This is a genomic window from Bacillus sp. HY001, assembly GCF_007558965.1.
Classification (GTDB): domain Bacteria; phylum Bacillota; class Bacilli; order Bacillales; family Bacillaceae_G; genus Bacillus_A; species Bacillus_A mobilis.
Genome location: NZ_VLTE01000002.1, coordinates 84,420 through 108,238, shown reverse-complemented (window position 1 = coordinate 108,238; position 23,819 = coordinate 84,420). Strand labels below are relative to the sequence as shown.

Sequence of the window (23,819 nt, the reverse complement as noted above, 5' to 3'; positions counted from 1 at the left end):
ATGTCCTTTATTGATGAAGAAAATTATCGTATGAAACGTGCAAGAAAAAAGAAGCATAAAGGTATTGTTATTTCTAGCATAGCAGGAACAATTGTAGGAGCTTCGTTATTTGCATTTGGAGCTCCTTTATTTGCGAATGATGCGGGCGCGCTTCCGCAAGCTGAAGCAAGTGGAAGTAATATGGCCGAAGCTCAAGGAATTAAACAGATTAGTTTTGTTGATGCTGTTGATCGTGCGTCTGAAGCTGTTGTTGGCGTTATTAATATTCAACGAGATAATTTTTCAGAGGCAGATTCAGAAGCTGGTACAGGATCAGGTGTAATTTATAAAAAAGCAGATGGCCAAGCTTATATTGTAACGAATAATCATGTTGTTGCTGGAGCAAATCGCATTGAAGTAAGTTTAAGTGATGGTAAGAAGGTTCCGGGAAAAGTATTAGGAACGGATGTAGTCACAGATTTGGCTGTACTAGAAATAGATGCAAAGCATGTGAAAAAAGTAATTGAGATTGGCGATTCTAATACTGTTCGTAGAGGGGAACCAGTCATTGCGATTGGAAACCCACTCGGGCTACAATTTTCTGGAACCGTTACACAAGGCATTATTTCGGCTAAGGAACGTATTGTTCCTGTAGACTTGGATCAAGATGGACATTACGATTGGCAAGTAGAAGTATTGCAAACAGATGCAGCAATTAATCCAGGTAATAGTGGTGGTGCACTTGTAAATGCGGCAGGTCAATTAATTGGCATTAACTCAATGAAAATTGCAGCAAAAGAAGTAGAAGGAATTGGACTAGCTATTCCAGTTACTAGGGCTGTTCCAATTATGAATGAATTAGAGAAGTACGGAAAAGTAAGGAGACCATATGTTGGAATTGAACTTAGATCGTTAAATGAGATTCCAAACTATCATTGGTCAAAAACATTGCATTTACCGGGCAATGTAACAGAGGGAGTTTGCATTTTAGATGTGAAAAGTCCTTCGCCAGGTGTAGATGCTGGTTTACGAGAACACGATGTGATTGTAGCAGTAGATGGAAAACCGGTTCGCGATATTATCGGATTCCGTACGGCCTTATATGATAAAAAAATTAATGATAAAATGACTCTTACGTTTTATCGTGGTACAAAACGAGCAACAACAACGGTTAAACTAGGCGTTCAAAAGTATTAAAAACAGGAGGGCCTACCTCCTGTTTTCTATTGTAGAAAAGTGAGGTGAAGAATATGAATTTACCTTGTTGTTTAGAACATGTGGAATTAGCTTTAGATATTATTGTGGATGAGTGTGAAGTTGCGCCCGTTATTAACAATGTGGATAACTCGGAAAAAGAGAAAAAAACATGTGAATTTTGTCAAAACGAGGCGACATATGTTGTATCGAACACAGATTCTCACACAATATGTGGGTAACATTTGTGGATATGTGGATAAGTTATGTGGATAACATGTTTGTAAGGTGGGGAATACGTGTGAATATCTCGATTATTTCAATTGGGAAATTAAAAGAAAAATATTTAAAACAAGGTATAGCAGAATACTTAAAACGATTATCTGCATACGCAAAAGTAGAAGTAATTGAATTGCCAGATGAAAAGGCACCAGAAAATTTAAGTGAAGCAGAAATGTTAATTGTAAAAGAAAAAGAAGGTATACGTATACTGGATAAAATTTCTGACGATACGCACGTCATTGCGTTAGCGATAGAAGGAAAGCAAAAATCATCAGAAGAATTTGCAGTAAGCTTAGATCGTCTTGCTACATATGGAAAGAGTAAAGTTGCATTCGTGATTGGTGGATCACTTGGACTAAGTTCAGAAGTAATGAAGCGTTCAAACGAATCTCTTTCTTTTTCAAAGATGACATTACCACACCAATTAATGCGATTAGTATTGCTTGAGCAAGTGTATAGGGCGTTTCGTATTAATCGTGGTGAACCGTATCATAAATAGTTGTATAATAATACCTTCAAACGGCTACAGATGTGGCCGTTTTATATATTTCCTAAAATAAGTATGTTTCTATTTCTAAAAAAGTGTGATGTAATATGAAGAGGAAAAAAGTATAAGTAGTCATAGAAGTGAGGAATTAAAGGTGAAGAAGTTTAAAAAGTTTTACTTGGAGATTACGAGTGTATGTAATCTTGCGTGCAGCTTTTGTCCGCCGACGGAAAGGCAGAAGCAGTTCATTTCTGTGGAGGATTTTGCGAAAAGATTAGACCAAATTAAACCTCACACAGACTACATTTATTTGCACGTGAAGGGTGAGCCATTGCTCCATCCAAAAATAGATCAATTGTTAGATTTAAGCCATGAAAAGGGGTTTAAAGTTAATATTACAACGAACGGAACGTTAATTAATAAGAGAAGGCATAGACTGTTAAATAAACCTGCGTTAAGACAAATGAATTTTTCATTACACAGTTTTGATGGACATCCAGGTTCGCAAGATAAAGAGGGTTATGTAAGAAGTATACTTTCCTTTATTAGAGAGGCGACAAGTCAATCGGATTTAATTGTTTCACTACGATTATGGAATTTAACTCAGGATAATAAAACGAATGCTGAAATCCAGAAAAATAGAGATTTATTATCCATTATTGAAAATGAGTTTGGTCTATCTTATCAAATCGAAGAGAAGCTTACACCAGGAAAAGGTATAAAAATTGCGGAACGTGTCTTTATTAATCAAGACTATGAATTCCAGTGGCCGGCATTACATGAAGAAGAGGATGATGGAAAAGGATTCTGTCATGGTCTTCGAAATCAAGCTGGTATTTTAGCAAACGGGACAGTTATTCCTTGCTGTTTAGATGGTGAGGGGATTATTAACCTTGGGAATATTAATAATGACTCATTTTCTAACATTATAGAAGGTGAAAGAGCAACAAACATTGTCGATGGATTTTCGAAAAGAGTTGCAGTCGAAGAGCTATGCAGGAAATGTGGATACCGTAAAAGATTTGGGAAATAAATATGACACAAGCCCTCATCAAGCGAGGGCTTATTTTTTATTCTTGATAAGAGCGTTCTAATTCATCAATTAAGGAGCCGATGTAAGAAACGGCTTTACGGATTGCGTCTGGTTTTGACATATCGACTCCGGCATGTTTCATTAATTCAAGTGGTTTCATCGTACCACCAGCGCGAAGTACATCTAACCAGCGATCAACGGCGGGTTGTCCTTCCTCTTTAATCATTTGAGCTACCGCAGTAGATGCAGTGAGGCCTGCAGAATAGGTGTAAGAATATAAGCCCATATAATAATGAGGTTGACGCATCCAAGTTAAGCCAGCGCCTTCGTCAATTTCTACAGAATTTCCCCAGAATGTCGAAAGTACATTTGTTTTTATTTCAGTTAAGGTTGTAGCTGTAAGTGCTCCTCCTTCTTCTGCTAGCGTGTATACTCTTCTTTGATATTCTCCCTCAAGTAAGTGAGTAACAAAGTTATGATAATATGTGCCGAGTAGTTGCAGAATCACCCATCTGCGCATTCTCTTATCGTCAGTCGTCGCTAATAAATGCTGGGCTAATAGTAATTCGTTCATCGTAGATGGTGCTTCGACAAAGTACATAGATGGACGTACATTCATAATACGCTGGTTTTTATTTGCTAAATAAAAATGACCAGCATGCCCAAATTCATGGGCTAATGTGAAGCATCCACGCATCGTATTTTGCCATGTAATTAAAATGTATGGATGAGAACCATATGGACTTGAACAAAATGCCCCTGTTGATTTCCCTACATTATCTGCAAGATCAACCCATCTCTCTTTAAATCCTTTTTCGATAATGGAACCATATTCATCGCCCAATACTTGTAAAGAGTCTTGAATGAGTTTTCCAGCTTCTTCGTATGTGATGCTTGGATTAAATTCGGGATCTAAAGGTGCATGTAAGTCGCAGAACAGCATTTGATCGAGTCCTAGTACTTTCTTTTTTAAATCTGCCAAACGGCGCATATGAGGTGCTAATTCCTTGTATATAATATCAAGTTGATTGTCATACATTTTAAGTGGAACTTTTTGAGGTTCCAAAAGCATATGAGTAACAGATTCAAATTTGCGTAAACGAGAGAGTGTTACTTGTTTTTTTACTTCAGTCGCATATGTTGTTGCCACTGTATTTTTATATCGTTTCAAGGTGGAAACAAATGATGAGTACGCTTTTCTACGTATGTCTACGCTTGGAGAAAACTCATATTTACTTTCAAATAATGCAAATGATACAGGGAGTTCGTTTCCTTGTTCGTCTTGTATGGAGGTAAAATCCATATCGGCTAATTTAGTCATACCGTAAATTTTGTATGGAGAACTATGTACTTCGCCAAGTGCAGCAAGAGCTTCTTCTGTTTCAGGAGAGAGCGTGTGCGGCCTTTTTTGTAGGATGTCTAGTAATGATTTACGGAAAGGTTCAAGTTTTGTTTCTTCAGCTAAATATTTCTCAATTGTGCCTTCGTCGAATGAGAGGATTTCATTATGGATAAAGGATAATGCAGTATGTACTTTCGTCCATAAAGCAGCAATTTTGGAAGAGTTCGCTTGAACAACTGGATTTGTACGGTCAGTAGATTCTTTTAAATTTGCGTAGGAGTATAGTTTTGTTAACTTCATTAAAAGCTCTTCTTCTAAAAGTAGACCATGTAATAAGGTAGTGGAGCTAGTGTGTAATTGTCCTTTAAACGCATCAAGTTTTTTTATATCATCTGTTAATACACGTAATGCAGTTTCCCACTCTTTATCAGATTCGTATAAATCAGAGAGGTCCCATGTTAGTTCAGTAGGGACTTCCGCGCGAATATGGCGTTTCTCAATTATATTTTTCATTTATTGTATCCCCCTTATTATAAGTATCTAAAAACATGATACTAGAAAATTCAGTAAAATAAAAATATTTAGCATTTCTATATATATAAAAGAAGGACAAGCATAAAAATGCTTGTCCTTCGAGTTAAATTTAAAAATTAATATACTTTATCGCCGTTGAAAATAGAGTTTTTCACTACTACATAATCTACAGTACGAATTGAGTCTAATTTTGTTCCACCAGCGTAAGAGATAGAAGATTGAAGATCTTGTTCCATTTCGATCAAAGTGTCTTCTAAAGAACCTTTATGCTCAACGAACATTTTCTTACCTTCAACGTTTTTCTTCTCGCCTTTTTGGAATTCAGAGGCTGAACCGAAGTACTCTTTATAAAGTTTGCCGTCTTTTTCGATTGTTTCCCCTGGAGACTCTTCATGACCAGCGAATAGAGAACCGATCATAACCATAGTCGCCCCAAATCGAATAGATTTAGCTACGTCGCCGTGTGTACGAATACCACCGTCAGCGATAATTGGCTTACTTGCAGCTTTTGCACACCAGCGAAGTGCAGCTAGTTGCCAACCGCCAGTTCCAAAGCCTGTTTTAATTTTAGTAATACAAACTTTACCAGGTCCAATACCGACTTTTGTTGCGTCAGCACCAGCGTTTTCTAATTCTCTTACCGCTTCTGGAGTTCCAACATTTCCAGCGATAACGAAGCTTTCTGGTAAATGCTTTTTAATATGCTGGATCATGTTGATTACAGCATTAGAATGTCCGTGTGCGATATCAATCGTAATGTATTCAGGTGTAAGTTGCTCAGCAGCTAATTGTTGTACGAATTCATACTCGTCCTCTTTTACACCAACGCTGATAGAAGCGATTAATCCACGTGATTGCATATCCCTAATGAATGAGATACGTTTCTCTGGTTGGAAACGATGCATGATATAGAAGTAATTGTTTTCAGCTAAATAAGTCGCGATTCTTTCATCAATAATCGTTTGCATATTTGCAGGTACGACAGGTAATTTAAATTTATGTTTACCTAAAGTGACAGTTGTATCACATTCAGAGCGGCTGTTCACAATACATTTTGCAGGAATTAATTGAATATCTTCATAGTCGAATACGTTTTCCATCATTTACACCCCTAAAATACGAATATTTTATTTAGTTTTTTAAAAAATGTTCGTCCAAAGGATAATTTACATTATTTTCACTCATAAGTCAAAGGTTTTCATGTTTGTATTTAAAAATTAAGTTTATTTAAGTAAATTATAGGTTTTATTGTCGGAAAAATGTTTTAATACGGAATTTTCTGATATAAAATTATGTGTGGCAAAGAAAAAAATTAAATATATAAATTTGGGAGAGATTTTAATGAAGCGATTAATGTATGTGGACTGGTTGCGAGTATTAGCGACAATCGCGGTTGTTACAATTCACGTTTCTGCTGGTTATGTTGCGGTTTTAGATGCAAATAATGTTTCACGCTGGATGGCTGGTAATCTATTTGAATCGATTTCACGTGCGAGTGTTCCAATTTTCGTAATGATTAGTGGAGCCTTATTGTTAAAGGGGACAAAAGATATTTCAGTCGGGGAATTTTTACAGAAGCGTGCAAGTAAAGTGATTATACCTTTTGTAGCTTGGAGTGCTATATTTTATGCATATGGAGCATATGCAGGATATTTCCCGGCATCTTTAAAGCAAGGGATAAAGCACTTTTTAACGGATACTATAGGGGGACATTTATGGTTCTTATACATGATTGTAGGGATATATTTAATTACACCTCTACTGAAAATTTTTGTGAAGAACGCTAAAAAAAGAGAGATAGAATACTTTTTAATTTTATGGTTATATGCGTCTGTTATAGTCAATTTAGTTAAATATTATTATCCTATCAATTTTAATATTGAATTATTTTACGTTACAAATTATGTAGGGTATTTCCTACTGGGCTACTATTTATCTAATTTTAATATTTCAAAAAAGTGGAGAAGTATTTCTTACATTGGAGGACTTGTAGGATTTATTAGTACATTCTTTATTACTTATTACTATACGGTAAAAGCAAATGGACAGTTAGAGCAGTTTTGGTACGGATATTTTGCGCCAGGCGTTGTGCTGATGGCGATTGGATTATTTGTATTTTTCAAATACGCTTTCCAAAAATCAGAAAGAGAATTGCCATTGTTATTCCGTTTTATAAATCAAGCAAGCCTTGGAATCTATATTCTTCACTTCTTCTTATTAAATAACTTGTTGTACATGGTTTTCCCTAAAGTAAATGAACGTGTACATGCAATATTGGCAATACCTATTAATGTAACGATTACAATTGTTCTTAGTCTGATAATCACTTTAGTATTGCAAAGAATACCAGTTGTGAAAAAATTGGTTCCGTAAAAAATGAATATGGTATAGATAGGGCAGACTTATAATTAAGGCTGCCCTTTACTATTTTAAAATTATCTTTAAATAAATTTAGATATAAACGAATTAAAAACAGTGGATTAATATAGTATCTTACTATAGTCTAAAGTGAGGCATGAAGAACAGAATAAGTTAAATATAAAATCAAATGAGGTTAATATATGAGTAAAAAAAGCTTTAGCAATTATGCATTAAGTAAAGAAGTAAGACGAGCACTTACTGGTTTAGGATATGAGCATCCAACAGAAGTACAAGGAGAAGTTATTCCAGTTGCATTGCAAAAGAAGGATCTTGTTGTAAAGTCGCAAACGGGAAGTGGAAAAACGGCTTCGTTCGGGATACCACTTTGTGAAATGGTAGAGTGGGAAGAGAATAAACCACAAGCATTAGTTTTAACACCAACGAGGGAACTTGCTGTTCAAGTGAAAGAAGATATTACGAATATAGGGCGATTCAAAAGAATTAAAGCTGCTGCAATTTATGGTAAATCTCCATTTGCGCGTCAAAAATTAGAGTTAAAGCAAAAGACGCATATTGTAGTAGGGACTCCAGGACGTGTGTTGGATCATATTGAAAAAGGGACTCTGTCTTTAGAGCGATTGAAGTATTTAGTGATTGATGAAGCAGATGAAATGCTAAATATGGGCTTTATCGATCAAGTAGAGGCAATTATTGATGAATTACCTACAAAAAGAATGACAATGCTATTTTCAGCAACCTTACCGGAAGATGTTGAAAAGTTATCCCGTACATATATGAATGCGCCAACTCATATTGAAATTAAAGCAGCTGGGATTACAACAGAAAAAATTGAACATACCCTTTTTGAAGTAAGGGAAGAAGAGAAGCTTTCACTTCTTAAGGATGTAACTATGATTGAAAATCCAGACAGTTGTATCATTTTTTGTCGTACACAAGAAAACGTAGATCATGTATATAGACAGCTAAAACGAGTTAATTATCCTTGTGACAAAATACACGGTGGTATGGTACAAGAAGATCGTTTTGAAGTTATGGATGATTTTAGAAAAGGAAAGTTCCGTTATTTAGTAGCAACTGATGTAGCTGCAAGAGGAATTGATATTGATAATATTACACATGTTATTAATTACGATATTCCATTAGAAAAAGAAAGCTATGTACACCGTACGGGAAGAACGGGACGAGCTGGTAATAGTGGAAAAGCTATTACATTTATAACGCCTTATGAAAATAGATTTTTAGAAGAGATTGAGGAATATATCGGATTTGAAATTCCAAAGAAACTGGGACCTTCAAAAGAAGAAGTTATGAAAGGGAAAGCAGTATTTGAAGAAAAGATATATGCTAAACCAATTATAAAGAAAGATAAAAATGCAGATCTAAACAAAGGAATTATGAAATTGTACTTTAATGGTGGAAAGAAAAAGAAAATTAGAGCCGTAGATTTCGTTGGGACAATTGCTAAAATTCAAGGTGTTTCTGCTAATGATATAGGTATTATTACCATACAAGATAATGTTTCATATGTTGAAATATTAAACGGAAAAGGACCGCTTGTTTTAAAGGTTATGAGAAATACAACGATAAAAGGTAAACAATTAAAAGTTCATGAGGCAATTAAATAAATGAAAATATCCACTTTAAAGGTGGATATTTTTTTGAGGCTTATTTATAGAGCGGATAATTTGAATGGACCTCAACTAATACGTGATTGACGATGGTTTTTTTGTATGTTAGTATATTCATTTGATTTTTTATACCATTGAATGGGAATTTGTTAATTCGTTTAGGGAGATGTTTTTATATAAGCAATTCGATTTTTAATTCAATTGTTTTAAGCTATAAAAAGTAAGGACGGTGTTTTGTTTAATGAATTTTACTCAAGATAGGTGGAGTTTAAAATGGCTTCATTTCTATTTGGTTGTAGTAGTTGTTGCATCTCTGTTATTCCGTTTATATTTAGCATTTTATTTAGAAGGATATGAACGAGATCAACTATTTTTTGTGGATTGGATGAATACAGTAGGTAAATATGGACTAGGTGATGTGTATGCACATGGAGATTTAGTAAACTATCCGCCATTTTTCTTAGCTCTTTTAGGTATTTATGGAGGGGTATTGTCGTTTTTTAATACATATGTGGAAGCCGCGGGTGTTTTAATTCGAGTCCCATCCATTGCATTTGAAGTAGTAGCCATAATCATTTTTGCTATAGTTTCTAAAAGGATAGACAATTCGATTGTGAGAGCAGCATTAGTAACATTTTTTGCATTTAGCCCAGCGATTATAGTGGATGGGACTATTTGGGGTCAAGTAGATATGCTACATAGTATATTGATGGTTAGTTCTATTTTATTACTAATGTCTAAGCCAACTTGGTCTGGTGCTATTTACGCTATAGCGTTACTAGCTAAATTTCAATCAATTGTAATTGCGCCTGTATTTGCTATGTATTTCCTAAAAGTCATTTTTGAAAAAAGGGAAGGTAAGCAATTAATTAAATTTATAATAGGGTTCTGTATCCCGTTATTACTATTCGGTCTTTATTTCGCAGCCCATGGAACATTTATTACTATGTTAACACAAGCATATTTAAATGCGGTGGGTACTTTCCCAACGGTAACTGTATTTGCTATGAATATTTGGTATTATGCGATTGGTACGGATCCTAATATGGTGGATACGATTCAAGTTGTACCACATATTACATTGAAAACAGTTGGGTTAATACTCTTGTCTATTGCAGCGGCATTAACTTGCTTATATGTCTTTTTCCATCGTCATATGAATACGGCAGTTCTACTGAAAGCCGCGACTTTTATAAGTTTTGCGTTCTTTATGTTACCTACGCAAATACATGAGAGATATGCTTTCCCAGCGTTAGTATTTGTACTCTTTTTACTGCTATATGAAATGAAATGGACAGGAATAGCTTTAGGATTAACGTTAACAATCTTTTTAAATATAGTAATGGTCTTGTATGCGGGCTTTAATACGAATATGGGAATGTTTATCGTTACTATTAATGTTTTTATTTTTTATGCTATGTGTAAATTATTAGTAAAAGAGTATTGTGATCGCTTTGAATTGCTAATAAAGAAACAATAAAAATTATAATGTTAGAAAAAAGTACATTTTGCCAGTATGCAAAATGTACTTTTTTTTTGAAAGAGTAAAATCTAAATAGAAAATAATACAATCATATCGGATAGTGGAAGTTCATTTTTATCCCGCTTTAATGGGCAGTAAGACCCCCCACTGATTAAAGTTTCACTTTATAATTATTAGGCTTCTTCTAAATCATCAATCAACTTCTCAGCTAAGCGCCTATACATATTACTCATCGACACAAATGATGTTAGTAATAAAAACTTCTCTAGGTTCGGATCTTCTAAAGAAGAAATTTCACTTACTTCTGAAACACGGTTATTTACGTCTTGTGTAAAGCTTTCGACGTTGTTTTCGGTAAGAGAAAGGTAATCTTTATATAGCGTATTTAATTCGAATGAATCCTCGCTTAATAAGGATTCATTTATATTTTTTAAGGAGCTTTTTATGTCATTAATGGAAAGGGCCCCTTTTAATTGATAAATTAAGCTAATTAAAATCATATGATCTTTTGAGTATTTTTTATTTTTGATTGGAATAAATAGTTTACCTTTTGCGTAATTGTTAATCATTGTTTTTGTTAATACTTTTTCATCATCGGTTCTTGTTGTATCCGCATAAGTATTTTCAAATAGTTGGACAACCTGGTCTACATACAAGTCGACATTTGGAATATCCTCAAGCGTAATATTTTTTTCTAAATGTAATGCTTCAAGTAATTTGTTTATATTTTCCACGTAGAACCCCTCGCTTTTATAACTTAGTGGAGCATAATGTTTAGTTTATCTTTAAATATGGTATTACGAAACAAATGAATTGTAAATGTTGACCTATAAGGTTAATGTGTATATAATTACATGTAGTTATCAAAACTACATGTAATTATATGAGGGGTGTTTATATGAATGCATATATAAGAGAACCGGTTAATGCTTTTACCCATTTAGGAGGAGCTGTATTATCATTTGTTGCATTATTAGCTATGCTTGTAAAAGTTTCTATTAAGACGCCATCTTTTGCGGCAATTACAGCTGTTATTTTGTTTGGCATCGGAATGATGGTTCTGTATACAGCATCAGCTGTATATCATAGTGTTGTAGCCAGTGAGCGTGTTATTTATTTCTTTCGGAAGCTTGATCATTCTATGATTTTTATATTGATTGCAGGTACATATGCACCATTTTGTTTAATTACATTACATTCCGCAAACGGTTTATTATTATTTTGTTTAGTGTATGCAACAGCCGTTTGTGGTATTGTTTTTAAAATGTTTTGGTTTAGTTGTCCGAGATGGTTATCAACAGCAATTTATATTACAATGGGCTGGTTAATTGTTCTGTTCTTTGCACCGTTAGCTGCTAACTTAAGTGCAGGAGGTATCGTGCTTCTAGTGCTTGGGGGCATTTTTTATACGATTGGTGGATTTATTTATGGAACAAAGCCAAAATGGTTAGAGTTTAAACATATGGGGCATCATGAAATTTTTCACGTGTTCGTGTTATTGGGAAGCCTTGCCCACTTTTTAAGTGTATATTATTACGTAATTTAACAAGATGAAATTTCTGAGTAATTTTTATTTTTCTTGATTAATAAATAAAGATATAGACACATATGTATGTTAAAGAGTTGCATAATGTAAAGGTTATGCAACTCTTTTTTATGAATAATAATTAAAAATATTTTTTAAATTATCAGTCTATTTTGTGATAGGATAGATATGTATTGAGGTTATAAAATTTTATAATTAATAATTAGTGGGGGACTATATATATGGCGATACTTATAACGGGTGGAGCAGGATATATTGGTAGTCATACGTGTATAGAATTATTAAATAGTAATTATAAAATTATAGTCGTAGATAATCTTTCAAATAGTTCAATCGAGTCTTTAAACCGAGTAAAAGAGATAACAGGAAAACAATTCGAATTTTATAAAGAAAGTGTTTTAAATCGTGAAAAAATGAATGAGATTTTTTTGAGAAATAACATTGAAGCGGTTATACATTTTGCTGGATTTAAAGCGGTGGGGGAATCAACTACAATTCCTCTTACATATTATTATAATAATATAATAAGTACGATCATACTATGTGATGTGATGCAGAAACATAATGTTAAAAAATTTATTTTTAGTTCATCTGCAACTGTATATGGAATTCCAAAAACATCACCAATTACAGAAGAATTTCCGCTGAGTGTGACAAATCCATATGGACAAACAAAATTAATGATTGAGCAAATTATGCGTGATGTAGCAAAAGCTGATGATGAATGGAGTATTGCGTTACTTCGTTATTTTAATCCATTTGGAGCACATAAAAGTGGTCGTATTGGAGAAGACCCAAATGGAGTTCCGAATAATTTAATGCCATATGTAACGCAGGTGGCGGTAGGTAAGTTAAAAGAGCTAAATATATTCGGAAATGATTATCCAACGAAAGACGGGACAGGTGTCCGTGATTATATTCACGTTGTTGATCTTGCAAAAGGACATGTAAAGGCACTTGAGAAAGTACTTGAGACGAAAGGAATCGAGGCATACAATCTTGGCACAGGTAAAGGATATAGTGTATTGGAGATGGTAAAGGCTTTTGAGAAGGTTTCAGGTAAGAAAATACCTTATAAAGTAATAGGGCGTCGTCCTGGTGATGTAGCAATATGTTTTGCTGATGTATCTAAAGCGAAACGGGAATTAGGATGGGAAGCGGAATATGGGTTAGAAGAGATGTGTGTAGATTCTTGGAGATGGCAGGTAAATAATAAAAACGGCTATCAAATGATTTAGGATAGTTAGCAAGGTATTCCCCTATTATATTGTTTGAAATCAGTAATATGTTCACTTTAGTAAAGAGAACATATTACTGACCATGGCGTTTAAATAGCAACTGCTTCCATAAAAGAAAACCCCTTAATAAATGCGGACAAGTTGTTTATGATACACAGTATTACCTTCTTGGCTTGTATAAGGTGGCAAGCTTCGTCCAAAACAATTTGCAATAATATTGGATTGGGTAGGGTAAGAAATACAAATTTCATACAAATCACTAGATTCACCTATATCAGCATAAAATACTGCTAGGTTGTTGCCTTTTAAAAGATATGGGAATTCTACTGGTATATCTTCACCAATTAATACAGGTAATTTTACCGGATTAGAATAGTTAGACCAATCCCACACTTCTATATTTACATATTGTGTGCCATATGCATCTAAATTTACAATGTTTATTACTGCTGAGACCGTTGCAGGTTCTCTTGTTAATACACCTGTGGAATGAAGAACGGATGGCTTTGAACAATGAGGGGACATAAATATCAAACCTTTCTAAATTAATATGGTTGTACGATATTCTATGCGAACTATTAATAGAAGGAGATAGGGAGGATGCATCATTCTATCAATTTTTTATAGAAATAAAAAATGTAATATGGAAGAGTATTCTAGTACTTGTATCATTGTTAAAGTACGTTTATAATCAAATAATCCTATTAGCTTTTAATTGAGTCACGCATTATTGAAAGCGTTTTTATAACGCGATGCATTTTGATTGACATGATTACTGTATGGTATGTATTGAAGGGATTTTTTTATTGTTTTTTAAGGTAGGAAGTCTGACTTATTCGGATGTAAAATTATGTGTGTAGTTTTAAATAGGAAGAAAAATAATATAGGTATCACTTTATAGTGCGGGGAGGTTAAAGGTGTGAAAGGGAAAGATTTTCACACGAATATATATGGGATATGTAGGATTATTACTTTCGGGTGCAGCTTTATTTTTAAATAGTCTTGTTATATTAGGAAAAGCAGAGATGAAAAGTGCGGGTGTTTTTAATTTATTTGTAGGTGCACTACAAATTATTATTCCGTTCTATTTGATCATGATTTCTGACCAAAGCAATTGGACAGTGTATTCATATGCAGCTACTTTCTTATTTGGATTAACCTATTTATATGTAGGTGTTACCTTTATAAAAGGAATGGATAGTAGCGGTCTAGGCTGGTTTTGTATGTGGGTAGCAATTATTGCTTTATTCTATATGGTTGTTTCATTTGTTCAATTCCACGATGTTGTGAATGCATTAACGTGGTTTATGTGGGCATTACTTTGGTATTTATTCTTTGTATTAAATACACAAAAAAAGAATATCAATCAATATCTTGGAAGAATTGCCTTCGTACAGTCATGGGTAACATTGACGTTGCCTTCACTCTTTTATTTTATGGGAGTATGGGGCGAGGGATTTGTATATGATCTATGGGTTTATGTATCCGTAATTTCTATTTTATACTTCTGTTATTGTATTTATAAATACCGAGTACGTTAATATATTTTCTGTAGAAAAGCATGGAATCGTTAAACGAATTACGTGCTTTTTATATATGAGCATTTATAATAGGGAGGTAGTATTTTACATTTTATCAAAATGGGGATGATGAAGTTGAAAAAAGTATTGGTACTAGGGGGAACAAGATTTTTTGGTAAACATTTGGTAGAAGCACTTTTGCAAGATGGACATGATGTGACGATTGCGACGAGAGGGATTACAGAAGACCCTTTTGGAAGTACAGTAAAAAGACTTATTGTAGATAGAGAAGATGAAAAGCAATTAGCAGAGCGTCTAGAAGATAAAAGTTATGATATCGTATACGATAATTTATGCTATAGCTCAAATGCAGCGAAGATGGTATGTGAAGTGTTAAGAGGAAAAACGAAGAAATACGTTATGACATCTTCAATGGCTGTTTACGAGCCAGCAATAAGCTTGTTAGAAGAGAACTTTAATCCGTATGAGTATGCTATTACGTATGGGGATAGGAAGGATTTTAATTATGGTGAAGGCAAGCGATTAGCTGAAGCTGCTGTATTCGAACAAGCAACATTTCCAGTTGTTGCAGTACGTTTTCCAGTTGTTATTGGAGAAAACGATTATACGAAAAGGTTACAATTTTACGTTGAGCATATTGTGAAGCAAGAGCCTGTCGCGGTGAAGCATTTAGATGGAGAGTTGTCATTTATACATGAGAAAGAAGCAGGAGAATTTTTAGCTTGGTGCGGGATGAAGGATATAGAAGGGCCAATTAATGCTTGTAGCAACGGGGTAGTTTCTACTGGCGAAGTTATTCATTTCATAGAAGAAAATACGGGAATAAAAGCACTCGTTCAAGAAGAAGGAGATAATGTAGCACCTTATAATGAAGTGATTAATTGTACATTACATAATGGAAAAGCTAGTAAATTAGGATTCCCGTTCCGAGAGTTGAAAATAGACATAGAACAAGTATTACGTTATTACATACATGCAATGAAATAATCATAAATCCCCCGGTGGCAATCCGGGGGATTCTGGAGGATTTCGACAATACTAATTTTACATTACCAAACTTACCTTATACGCACGACTAATGTTTTTGTGATTGAATTGCTTGTAAATACTTTTCATTTACCTGGTCCCAGTTCACTGTATGCCACCAATTGGTAACAAATTCTGGGCGCCGATTTTGATACTTTAAATAATAGGCGTGTTCCCATACATCGATGACGAGTAATGGAATCTTACCTTCTTGCAAAGGTGTATCTTGATTTGGTGTACTCATAACGGAAAGTTCTTCACCATCCAGGACAAGCCATCCATAGCCACTTCCAAAACGACTAATAGCTGCTTTGGAAAGTTGATCTTTTAAGTTGTCAAAGGTATTGAAATAATAATCAATGACTTTTGCAACGTCTCCATTAGGCTCACCGCCACCTCGTGGGCTCATTACTTCCCAAAAAAGACTATGACAATAGTGACCACCACCGTTATTTCTTACAGCTGTAACAATTTCCTTTGGTAAAACGTCTAAATTACATAGTAACTCTTCTAAAGACTTATTATGTAATTCCGTATAGTTTTCTAAAGTAGCATTTAAATTGTTTACGTATGTCGCATGGTGCTTTCCATGATGAATGGAAAGCGTATTGCTATCGATATATGGCTCTAGTTCATCATAGTCATATGAAAGCTTTGGCAATTGAAATGAAGACATAACATTACCTCCTTTCTTTTTAAAAGTTGGTCTAGGTAAAAAAACTTTACCTGAGTCAAAAATACACCTATTTTTTATGTAAGTCAATAGTAATGTCTTTAATTTTCTGAAAAATATTACAATAAAAGTAACACTTCCACTTTCATTTGTGACTCTTATTCTTTTTGCTTATACTGTAAAGTAGAACGTTTTGTTGAAATAGAAGGAGATCGTTTATGAGTAAAACGAAACAATTAATAGAGGAAGCGAGTCAGTTTATTACGATTTGCTATAAAGAGCTTAATAAAGAGCAATTCATAGAAGAACGTGTGAAAGAAATTCGAGTTGAGATAGAGAAGACGGGGACGTATGAGCATACATTTGAAGAACTTGTTCATGGATCACGAATGGCATGGCGCAATAGTAATCGATGTATCGGAAGACTATTTTGGAGTAAGATGCACATATTAGATGCACGTGAAGTAAGTGATGAAGAAGGTGTATATAATGCATTAATTCATCATATTAAATATGCAACGAACGATGGGAAAGTGAAACCGACAATTACGATTTTTAAGCAATATCAAGGTGAAGGAAATAATATACGAATTTATAATCACCAATTGATTCGGTATGCAGGATATAAAACAGAAATGGGAGTGATCGGTGACTCTCATTCCACTGCGTTTACGGATTTTTGTCAGGAACTTGGCTGGCAGGGGGAAGGTACGAATTTCGATGTATTGCCACTTGTATTTTCTGTCGATGGAAAAGAACCTGTATATAAAGAAATTCCTAAAAGAGAAGTGAAAGAAGTACCAATTGAACATCCAGAGTACCCAATCTCATCTTTAGGAGCAAAATGGTATGGGGTTCCAATGATTTCAGATATGCGCTTAGAAATTGGCGGTATTTCCTATACAGCCGCTCCGTTCAATGGATGGTATATGGGTACGGAAATTGGGGCTCGTAATTTAGCGGATCATGATCGCTATAATTTACTTCCGGCAGTTGCGGAGATGATGGAGTTAGATACATCGAGAAACGGTACGTTATGGAAAGATAAGGCACTCATTGAGTTGAATATTGCTGTATTACATTCCTTCAAAAAACAAGGAGTTAGTATTGTGGATCACCATACAGCTGCACAACAGTTTCAACAATTTGAGAAGCAAGAAGCAGCATGTGGAAGGGTTGTCACTGGCAATTGGGTGTGGCTTATTCCACCGCTTTCGCCAGCTACCACTCATATTTATCATAAACCGTATCCGAATGAAATTTTGAAGCCGAATTTCTTTCATAAATGATATTTAGTATAGTTTTTTTATGTAAAATATAATTTTTTTTAATTACTGTTACGTAGCAAATGGAAGCCTTTACTATCGGTTATTTTTGGAAGGGGCTTTTTGAACCAAGGAGTTCCTTATGTTATAATCAAATTTCTGTTTCGAAGACCTTATAGAAATATAAGGTCTTTTGTTTTGCTTTTTTATGTAATAGGAATAGAAATTTTCTTTTAAATAAGGGATTTAGCATATTTTTAGGGACAACATAAGTGTGTAGAAAATCGATGAATTATTATGCTTATATAATCGTTATGTTTTGGTTGTAAACAGTAAAACATAATAAAGTTGTTTTTTTAGATTGCTGAGGAAGGAGGAAGTGTAAATGAGAATGAAGAGTCGAAAAACAGATTGGCCTGTATTTCTTATTAGTGGTGGCTCACTTTTATTATTTGTAATTGCAGTTATTTTAAATAAAAGTTATGTAGAGGGAGTCATTAATAGAAGTTTTGCAGCTTCGATTAAATATTTTGGTGCCTTTTGGCAGGTTTTATTAATTGGTACGTTTATTGTGGCAATGTGTATGGCGTTTTCAAAATATGGAAGAGTTAAACTTGGGGGGCTAGAAAAACCTGAGATTAGTACGACAAAATGGCTCGCTATTATTATGTCTACATTACTTGCCGGAGGTGGCGTTTTTTGGGCAGCCGCAGAGCCGATGTACCACTTGATGACGGTGCCACCAATACATGAAGGTATAACTGCTGGAACGCAAGAAGCAGTCATGCCTGCTTTAGCACAAAGTTATATGCACTGGGGTTTCCTCGCTTGGACGATTTTAGGTACAATTAGTGCGGTAGTTATGATGTACGGACACTATCATAAAGGTATGCCGTTAAAACCTCGAACGCTTTTATATCCTATTTTTGGGGAGAAATTGCGAAAGAGTTGGCTTGGAACAATGATTGACGTATTTGCCATTATTGCGGTAGCTGCAGGGACGATTGGTCCAATCGGATTTTTAGGACTACAAGCAAGTTATGGATTACAAGCATTGTTTAACATTCCTGATGTGTTTACTACTCAATTAGCCATTATTGTTTGTGTAGTAGCCGTTTCTACTATATCTGCGGTAACGGGAATTGATAAAGGGATTCAAATTATAAGTAATTTAAATGTTAGGCTAGCAGTTTTATTAATGGCATTCGTATTACTGTTTGGACCAGGTGGATTTATTATTGATTCATTTGTTTCTTCATTTGGATTTTATATAAATGAATTTATTCCAATGAGCACATATCGTGGTGATACAACTTGGTTAGGATCATGGACAATCTTTTTCTGGGGATGGTTTATTGGATACGGACCGATGATGGCAATTTTAGTGAGCCGTATTTCAAGAGGAAGAACAATCCGAGAAATCATCGTTGCAATTGGAATTATTGCACCTATTATTACAACGTTTTGGTTTACGATTTTGGGGGGATCAGGTGTATTTTACGAGTTAATGAATCCTGGTTCTATTTCGACCGCATTAAGTGAATCTGGTATGCCAGCGGCTATGATTGCTATTACAGAGCAACTGCCACTCTCTCATATCATTGGACCTGCATTTCTTTTATTAACAATCTTATTTGTAGTGACAACAGGAGATTCAATGGCTTATTCGATTTCAATGGCAGTGACTGGAGATGGAGATCCTAGAATTAGTTTGCGAGTGTTTTGGTCGCTTATTATGGGAACAGTTGCAGCGATTCTTTTATACATGGGTGAGGGAAGTATTAATGCATTGCAATCATTCATCGTAGTAACAGCTGTCCCAGTATCCATTCTGTTATTCCCAATGCTATGGCTAGCGCCTAAAGTTGCAGGGGAATTAGCTTTAAAGCAAGGTATTGTAAAAGAAGAAGAGAAAACTTCCTTCTTGTTTCAAAAAGCTAGTAAATCAAAATAAATAATTGTATTTATATAAAAAGAGGAAGCATCTCATTTGAGATACTTCCTCTTTCTTATTTATCCAACTACCTTTCTTGAAGGATACAGTTTCAATCTATTCTAATACTTTATCTTTCGTCTCTGGGACACATAATAGCATTGTAACTAAACCGATTGGATAGATAATGAAGATGAGAGATAGTGCTCCCATTAAATTGCCACCTGCAGCAAGTAAGCCAATAATAACAGGTCCAAATCCAGCTAACCCACGTCCTGTACCGAAAATAAAGTTCTCTGCTGTCGAGCGAGCTTCAGCAGGATAGTTTTCAGCTAAAACTGCTCCGAATCCTCCCATCATGCCATTTGCAAAGAATCCAAGCAATGCACTTCCCCATAACAATAATGTTGAGTCTGTGAATAAGAAGAAGTAAATGAGACAGTATATAGTACCACCGACATAATAGATTGTAAAAGTTTTACGGCGGCCAATTTTATCGGCTAGAATACCGAAAGTTGCAATTCCAATTAGCATGCCGATCGTAGAGATGAACATCCAACCGCTCGCTTTTGCTAACGTGTAGTTATATTTATTTGCCAAAATAGTTGGCATCCATGTGAAAATTCCATAATATCCGAAGTTTTGGATGAATGACATAATAATAAGACCGATTGTTGTTATCGTTACTTTTTTATTGGCAAATAACTTTCGAAGTGGGAACTTTTTCATTTGCTTTAGTTGTTCTGCCTCGGTAGTTGTTAAATTACCTTCAGCTTCTTTTTGTAACAATTTTTTTTTGTATCTTTGTTTTTGTTCCCATATTTTCGGTTCACTTAAACTTTTGCGTACATAGACAGCTAGTAGAGCGGGAATGAGCCCAAATAAGAAAACAGCTCTCCATCCGAAATGCGGGACGATAAATGCTGGAAGGAGTGAAGCGACTAGTACGCCAAATTGCCATCCAAGTGCAACAACGGATGTTGCCTTAGCGCGCATTTCTTTAGACCATGTTTCAGTTACGATGGCCATCCCAATCCCGAATTCACCACCAACTCCCATTCCAACTAAAAAACGAAGAATTAATAATTGCCAATAATCTGTTGCGAAATAAATAAGTGCTGTTGCGAGTGAGAATAGTAAGATTGTGAAGGCCATCGTACGGATACGACCAAATAAATCAGCGATAAATCCAAATAAATAAGACCCAATTAACATTCCTATTGTGGTAGCTAATGTTAAGTTTCCACCTTCAACTGGGCTTAAATGAAATTCTTTTAAAATGTAGACGAGTACGAAAGATAAGAGCAACATATCTAAACCTTCTGCTGCATATCCTAGCGCAGAACCAAACAATGTTTTATATCTTTTTTCTTTCGTCTCCTCTGTTGTTGATTGTACATCAGTAGTAACGTTCATCATTACTCCTCCTTATTTTCTTCTACAGTCGCTATGGAAGAATAACAAAAGGCCTTCTCACCTGATATGATGAGAAGGCCAAAAAAGCATACGTATCCCTAAAAAAGACCATACGTATAGTATATTCCGACTTCCTTCTCAACCTCACGGGGTTGGGTTAAAGGACTGTATTATATTACCTTATTTTTAGCACTCTTCTATTAGATTGTCAAATAAAGAGTGAATTGTTATGTGTAAAATGTTTCAAAAGATATTTCATTCTTCTTGACGCCTACTTCATTATTTTCCCATAATAAAACTAACTCATATAAAAAGGAATGAATCACAGATGCTAAATTTAGTACTTATGATGATTGAACGTGTCGGGCTTATTGTTATTTTAGGATTTTTACTTTCTCATATTAAAACGTTCAGGCGCCTTCTTCATAGACAAGATGGGTATGTAGATAAGCTTAAGCTTATTTGTATTTTTTCAGTGTTTACAATTGTAAGCAATTACACAGGAATTGAAATTGCCGGGAATACAATTATGAAAGAAAATTGGCTACAAGGTGTTTCGTCATCTAGTACAATTGCGAATACACGTATTATGGGTGTTGGAATTAGTGGATTGCTTGGTGGGCCTATCGTCGGAATTGGAGTAGGATCGATTGCTGGTATTCACCGTTATATGCTTGGCGGGACAACAGCGCTAAGTTGTGCAATCTCGTCAATTTTAGCAGGTGTTATAACGGGTTATATTGGATACATTTTCAAAAAATATAATCGTGCAATTACGCCTAAGTTTTCGGCAGTTTTAAGCGTGTTTATCGTTTCTTTAGAAATGATTATGATCCTATTAATCGTAGAGGATGGAATTAGTATCGTGAAAACAATTGCGATACCAATGATCCTTGTAAATAGTTTCGGAAGTTTTATTTTACTTTCTATGATACAAGCTATTTTGCGCCAGGAAGAAAATGCGAAAGCTTTACAAACGCATAAAGTATTACGAATTGCTGACAAAACATTGCCGTATTTTCGCAGAGGATTAACAGAGGATTCTTGTAAACATGTGGCACAAATTATTCACCGCTTTACGGGAACAGATGCGGTATCCTTAACAGATACAGAGAAAATATTAGCTCACGTTGGATTAGCATCAGATCACCATATTCCTTCACATAGTTTAATAACGGGTTTATCGAAAGAAGTGTTGAACACAGGAAAAATAATGAAAGCGAAATCGCGTGAGGTTATTAATTGTCAACATGAAGGGTGTCCATTACAAGCGGCAGTTGTTATTCCACTAACTTCACATGGGAATACGATAGGAACATTAAAGCTTTATTTTAAAAACTCTAATCAATTAAGTCGTGTGGAAGAAGAGCTAGCGGAAGGGCTAGCGAAAATATTCTCTACACAGCTTGAGTTAGGTGAAGCGGAGTTACAAAGTAAGTTATTGCAAGATGCCGAAATAAAAGCGTTACAAGCACAAATCAATCCGCATTTTTTATTTAATGCAATTAATACTGTATCGGCTTTATGCCGAACAGATGTAGAAAAAGCGAGAAAATTATTATTGCAGCTTAGCGTGTATTTTCGTTGTAATTTGCAAGGGGCACGCCAATTGCTTATTCCATTAGAACAAGAGTTAAATCATGTACATGCATACTTATCGTTAGAACAAGCGAGGTTTCCGAATAAGTATGAAGTGAAGATGTACATTGAGGAAGAGTTAAAGACGACCTTAGTTCCACCATTTGTACTGCAGCTATTAGTTGAAAATGCATTGCGCCATGCTTTTCCGAAAAAGCAGCCGGTGTGCGAAGTTGAAGTACATGTGTTTGAAAAAGAGGGGATGGTGCATTTTGAAGTCCAAGATAATGGACAAGGAATTGAGAGTGAGCGTCTAGGACAATTAGGAAAAATGGTAGTTCCATCAAAGAAAGGGACTGGAACAGCTTTATATAATATTAATGAACGACTTATCGGGCTATTTGGGAAAGAGACAATGCTTCAAATTGAAAGTGAATTAGAGCGAGGGACAAAGTTCCTCTTTGTAATTCCGAAAAAAGTAGGGGAGGAAAAACGGAGTGTTAAAAGTATTAGTAGTTGATGATGAAATGTTAGCGCGTGATGAATTGAAATATCTATTAGAGCAAACGAAAGAAGTAGAGATAATTGGTGAGGCGGATTGTGTAGAGGATGCATTAGAAGAGCTAATGCAAAATAAACCAGATATTGTGTTCCTAGATATTCAGCTATCTGATGATAACGGATTTGAAATCGCAAATATATTAAAGAAGATGAAAAATCCACCTGCAATTGTGTTTGCTACGGCCTATGATCAATATGCGTTGCAAGCATTTGAAGTAGATGCGTTAGATTACATTTTAAAGCCTTTCGATGAAGAACGTATCATACAGACATTAAAGAAATATAAAAAGCAAAAACAAATAAAATTAGAAACAAAACAAGAAGTAAAGGGTGTAGACGTAACGACCGAGATGCATAAATTAGCATTACCAATTGAAGAATCGATTGTACTTGTGAATATTGAAGATATTATATATGTAGGACTTGTGGACGGAAAAGTGACAGTAAAAACGATGAGAGAAACATATGTAACACATGATACACTTGTCATTTTGGAAAAGAAGTTGCCGCAGGCAAGTTTCATGCGTGTTCATCGCAGTTTTATTGCAAATATTAATCATATTACAGAAATACAACCATGGTTCAATTCTACATATAATTTAATTATGAAAGAAGGATCAAAAGTACCTGTTAGCCGTACATATGCAAAAGAACTCAAAAAGCTGCTTCGTATTTAAGAAGTAGCTTTTTGTATTTCA

Annotated in this window: 21 protein-coding genes; 15 read left to right on the top strand and 6 right to left on the bottom strand. The window is 34.9% G+C overall.

Going from position 1 to position 23,819, the window contains the following annotated elements:
* From FOT98_RS01020 to FOT98_RS01005, 4 genes are all read left to right on the top strand, one after another.
* Complete coding sequence (locus tag FOT98_RS01020) at window positions 1-1,176, top strand: S1C family serine protease (RefSeq protein ID WP_063262413.1); 1,176 nt, start codon at window positions 1-3, stop codon at window positions 1,174-1,176.
* A gap of 53 nt (window positions 1,177-1,229) precedes the next feature.
* Window positions 1,230-1,415, top strand: a complete 186-nt coding sequence (locus FOT98_RS01015; RefSeq protein WP_001052827.1) for a CxxH/CxxC protein — start codon at window positions 1,230-1,232, stop codon at window positions 1,413-1,415.
* Between the two features lie 59 nt (window positions 1,416-1,474).
* Window positions 1,475-1,954 (top strand): 23S rRNA (pseudouridine(1915)-N(3))-methyltransferase RlmH, encoded by a 480-nt coding sequence (gene rlmH / locus FOT98_RS01010; RefSeq protein WP_001027003.1) that lies wholly within the window; start codon window positions 1,475-1,477, stop codon window positions 1,952-1,954.
* A 142-nt stretch (window positions 1,955-2,096) separates the two neighbouring features.
* Window positions 2,097-2,975 carry a radical SAM/SPASM domain-containing protein gene (locus FOT98_RS01005; RefSeq protein ID WP_000713629.1) on the top strand — a complete coding sequence of 293 codons (879 nt, stop codon included), beginning with the start codon at window positions 2,097-2,099 and terminating at the stop codon, window positions 2,973-2,975.
* A 37-nt stretch (window positions 2,976-3,012) separates the two neighbouring features.
* On the opposite strand, the gene pepF is transcribed toward FOT98_RS01005, so the two are convergent.
* Both pepF and guaC read right to left on the bottom strand, forming a co-directional pair.
* Window positions 3,013-4,830, bottom strand: a complete 1,818-nt coding sequence (gene pepF, locus FOT98_RS01000; protein WP_063262412.1) for an oligoendopeptidase F — start codon at window positions 4,828-4,830, stop codon at window positions 3,013-3,015.
* A gap of 137 nt (window positions 4,831-4,967) precedes the next feature.
* Window positions 4,968-5,951, bottom strand: coding sequence for a GMP reductase (gene guaC / locus FOT98_RS00995; protein ID WP_000432444.1), 984 nt, complete (start codon window positions 5,949-5,951; stop codon window positions 4,968-4,970).
* A gap of 241 nt (window positions 5,952-6,192) precedes the next feature.
* Here guaC and FOT98_RS00990 point away from each other — a divergent pair, with 241 nt between their 5' ends.
* The 3 genes from FOT98_RS00990 to FOT98_RS00980 all read left to right on the top strand — a co-directional run bounded on the left by FOT98_RS00990 (window position 6,193) and on the right by FOT98_RS00980 (window position 10,341).
* Entirely contained in the window at window positions 6,193-7,224 is a 1,032-nt protein-coding gene (locus tag FOT98_RS00990; RefSeq protein WP_063262411.1) for an acyltransferase, read from the top strand.
* A 188-nt stretch (window positions 7,225-7,412) separates the two neighbouring features.
* Window positions 7,413-8,858, top strand: coding sequence for an ATP-dependent RNA helicase DbpA (dbpA, locus tag FOT98_RS00985; RefSeq protein WP_063262410.1), 1,446 nt, complete (start codon window positions 7,413-7,415; stop codon window positions 8,856-8,858).
* Between the two features lie 244 nt (window positions 8,859-9,102).
* Window positions 9,103-10,341, top strand: a complete 1,239-nt coding sequence (locus FOT98_RS00980; RefSeq protein WP_063262409.1) for a hypothetical protein — start codon at window positions 9,103-9,105, stop codon at window positions 10,339-10,341.
* 176 nt (window positions 10,342-10,517) lie between these two features.
* Here FOT98_RS00980 and FOT98_RS00975 read toward each other — a convergent pair whose 3' ends face one another.
* Window positions 10,518-11,078, bottom strand: coding sequence for a DUF1836 domain-containing protein (locus tag FOT98_RS00975; RefSeq protein WP_061680111.1), 561 nt, complete (start codon window positions 11,076-11,078; stop codon window positions 10,518-10,520).
* Between the two features lie 164 nt (window positions 11,079-11,242).
* Here FOT98_RS00975 and trhA point away from each other — a divergent pair, with 164 nt between their 5' ends.
* On the top strand, window positions 11,243-11,890 hold the full coding sequence (gene trhA / locus FOT98_RS00970) for a PAQR family membrane homeostasis protein TrhA (RefSeq protein ID WP_063262408.1): 648 nt from the start codon (window positions 11,243-11,245) through the stop codon (window positions 11,888-11,890).
* 221 nt (window positions 11,891-12,111) lie between these two features.
* Window positions 12,112-13,128, top strand: a complete 1,017-nt coding sequence (galE, locus tag FOT98_RS00965; protein WP_063262407.1) for a UDP-glucose 4-epimerase GalE — start codon at window positions 12,112-12,114, stop codon at window positions 13,126-13,128.
* Window positions 13,129-13,251: 123 nt separating this feature from the next.
* On the opposite strand, the gene FOT98_RS00960 is transcribed toward galE, so the two are convergent.
* Window positions 13,252-13,653 carry a hypothetical protein gene (locus FOT98_RS00960; RefSeq protein WP_063262406.1) on the bottom strand — a complete coding sequence of 134 codons (402 nt, stop codon included), beginning with the start codon at window positions 13,651-13,653 and terminating at the stop codon, window positions 13,252-13,254.
* A 425-nt stretch (window positions 13,654-14,078) separates the two neighbouring features.
* Here FOT98_RS00960 and FOT98_RS00955 point away from each other — a divergent pair, with 425 nt between their 5' ends.
* Both FOT98_RS00955 and FOT98_RS00950 read left to right on the top strand, forming a co-directional pair.
* Window positions 14,079-14,669 carry an AmiS/UreI family transporter gene (locus FOT98_RS00955; RefSeq protein WP_063262405.1) on the top strand — a complete coding sequence of 197 codons (591 nt, stop codon included), beginning with the start codon at window positions 14,079-14,081 and terminating at the stop codon, window positions 14,667-14,669.
* Between the two features lie 105 nt (window positions 14,670-14,774).
* The gene (locus FOT98_RS00950) at window positions 14,775-15,656 is read left to right on the top strand and encodes an NAD-dependent epimerase/dehydratase family protein (RefSeq protein WP_080467752.1); all 882 of its coding nucleotides are present in this window, start codon (window positions 14,775-14,777) and stop codon (window positions 15,654-15,656) included.
* Between the two features lie 88 nt (window positions 15,657-15,744).
* Here FOT98_RS00950 and sodA read toward each other — a convergent pair whose 3' ends face one another.
* Complete coding sequence (sodA, locus tag FOT98_RS00945; RefSeq protein ID WP_063262403.1) at window positions 15,745-16,371, bottom strand: superoxide dismutase [Mn]; 627 nt, start codon at window positions 16,369-16,371, stop codon at window positions 15,745-15,747.
* Window positions 16,372-16,586: 215 nt separating this feature from the next.
* On the opposite strand from sodA, the gene FOT98_RS00935 reads away from it, so the two are divergent.
* Window positions 16,587-17,657 carry a nitric oxide synthase oxygenase gene (locus tag FOT98_RS00935; RefSeq protein ID WP_061680104.1) on the top strand — a complete coding sequence of 357 codons (1,071 nt, stop codon included), beginning with the start codon at window positions 16,587-16,589 and terminating at the stop codon, window positions 17,655-17,657.
* Window positions 17,658-18,018: 361 nt separating this feature from the next.
* Window positions 18,019-19,587, top strand: a complete 1,569-nt coding sequence (locus FOT98_RS00930) for a BCCT family transporter (protein WP_061680103.1) — start codon at window positions 18,019-18,021, stop codon at window positions 19,585-19,587.
* Between the two features lie 96 nt (window positions 19,588-19,683).
* Here the strand turns inward: FOT98_RS00930 and FOT98_RS00925 are convergent, their stop codons facing one another.
* Window positions 19,684-20,982, bottom strand: coding sequence for an MFS transporter (locus FOT98_RS00925; RefSeq protein WP_063262402.1), 1,299 nt, complete (start codon window positions 20,980-20,982; stop codon window positions 19,684-19,686).
* 328 nt (window positions 20,983-21,310) lie between these two features.
* On the opposite strand from FOT98_RS00925, the gene lytS reads away from it, so the two are divergent.
* Both lytS and FOT98_RS00915 read left to right on the top strand, forming a co-directional pair.
* Complete coding sequence (lytS, locus tag FOT98_RS00920; RefSeq protein WP_063262401.1) at window positions 21,311-23,080, top strand: two-component system sensor histidine kinase LytS; 1,770 nt, start codon at window positions 21,311-21,313, stop codon at window positions 23,078-23,080.
* On the top strand, window positions 23,058-23,798 hold the full coding sequence (locus tag FOT98_RS00915) for a LytR/AlgR family response regulator transcription factor (RefSeq protein ID WP_063262400.1): 741 nt from the start codon (window positions 23,058-23,060) through the stop codon (window positions 23,796-23,798). The genes lytS and FOT98_RS00915 overlap by 23 nt, the downstream gene beginning before the upstream one ends.
* Window positions 23,799-23,819: the final 21 nt, after the last annotated feature.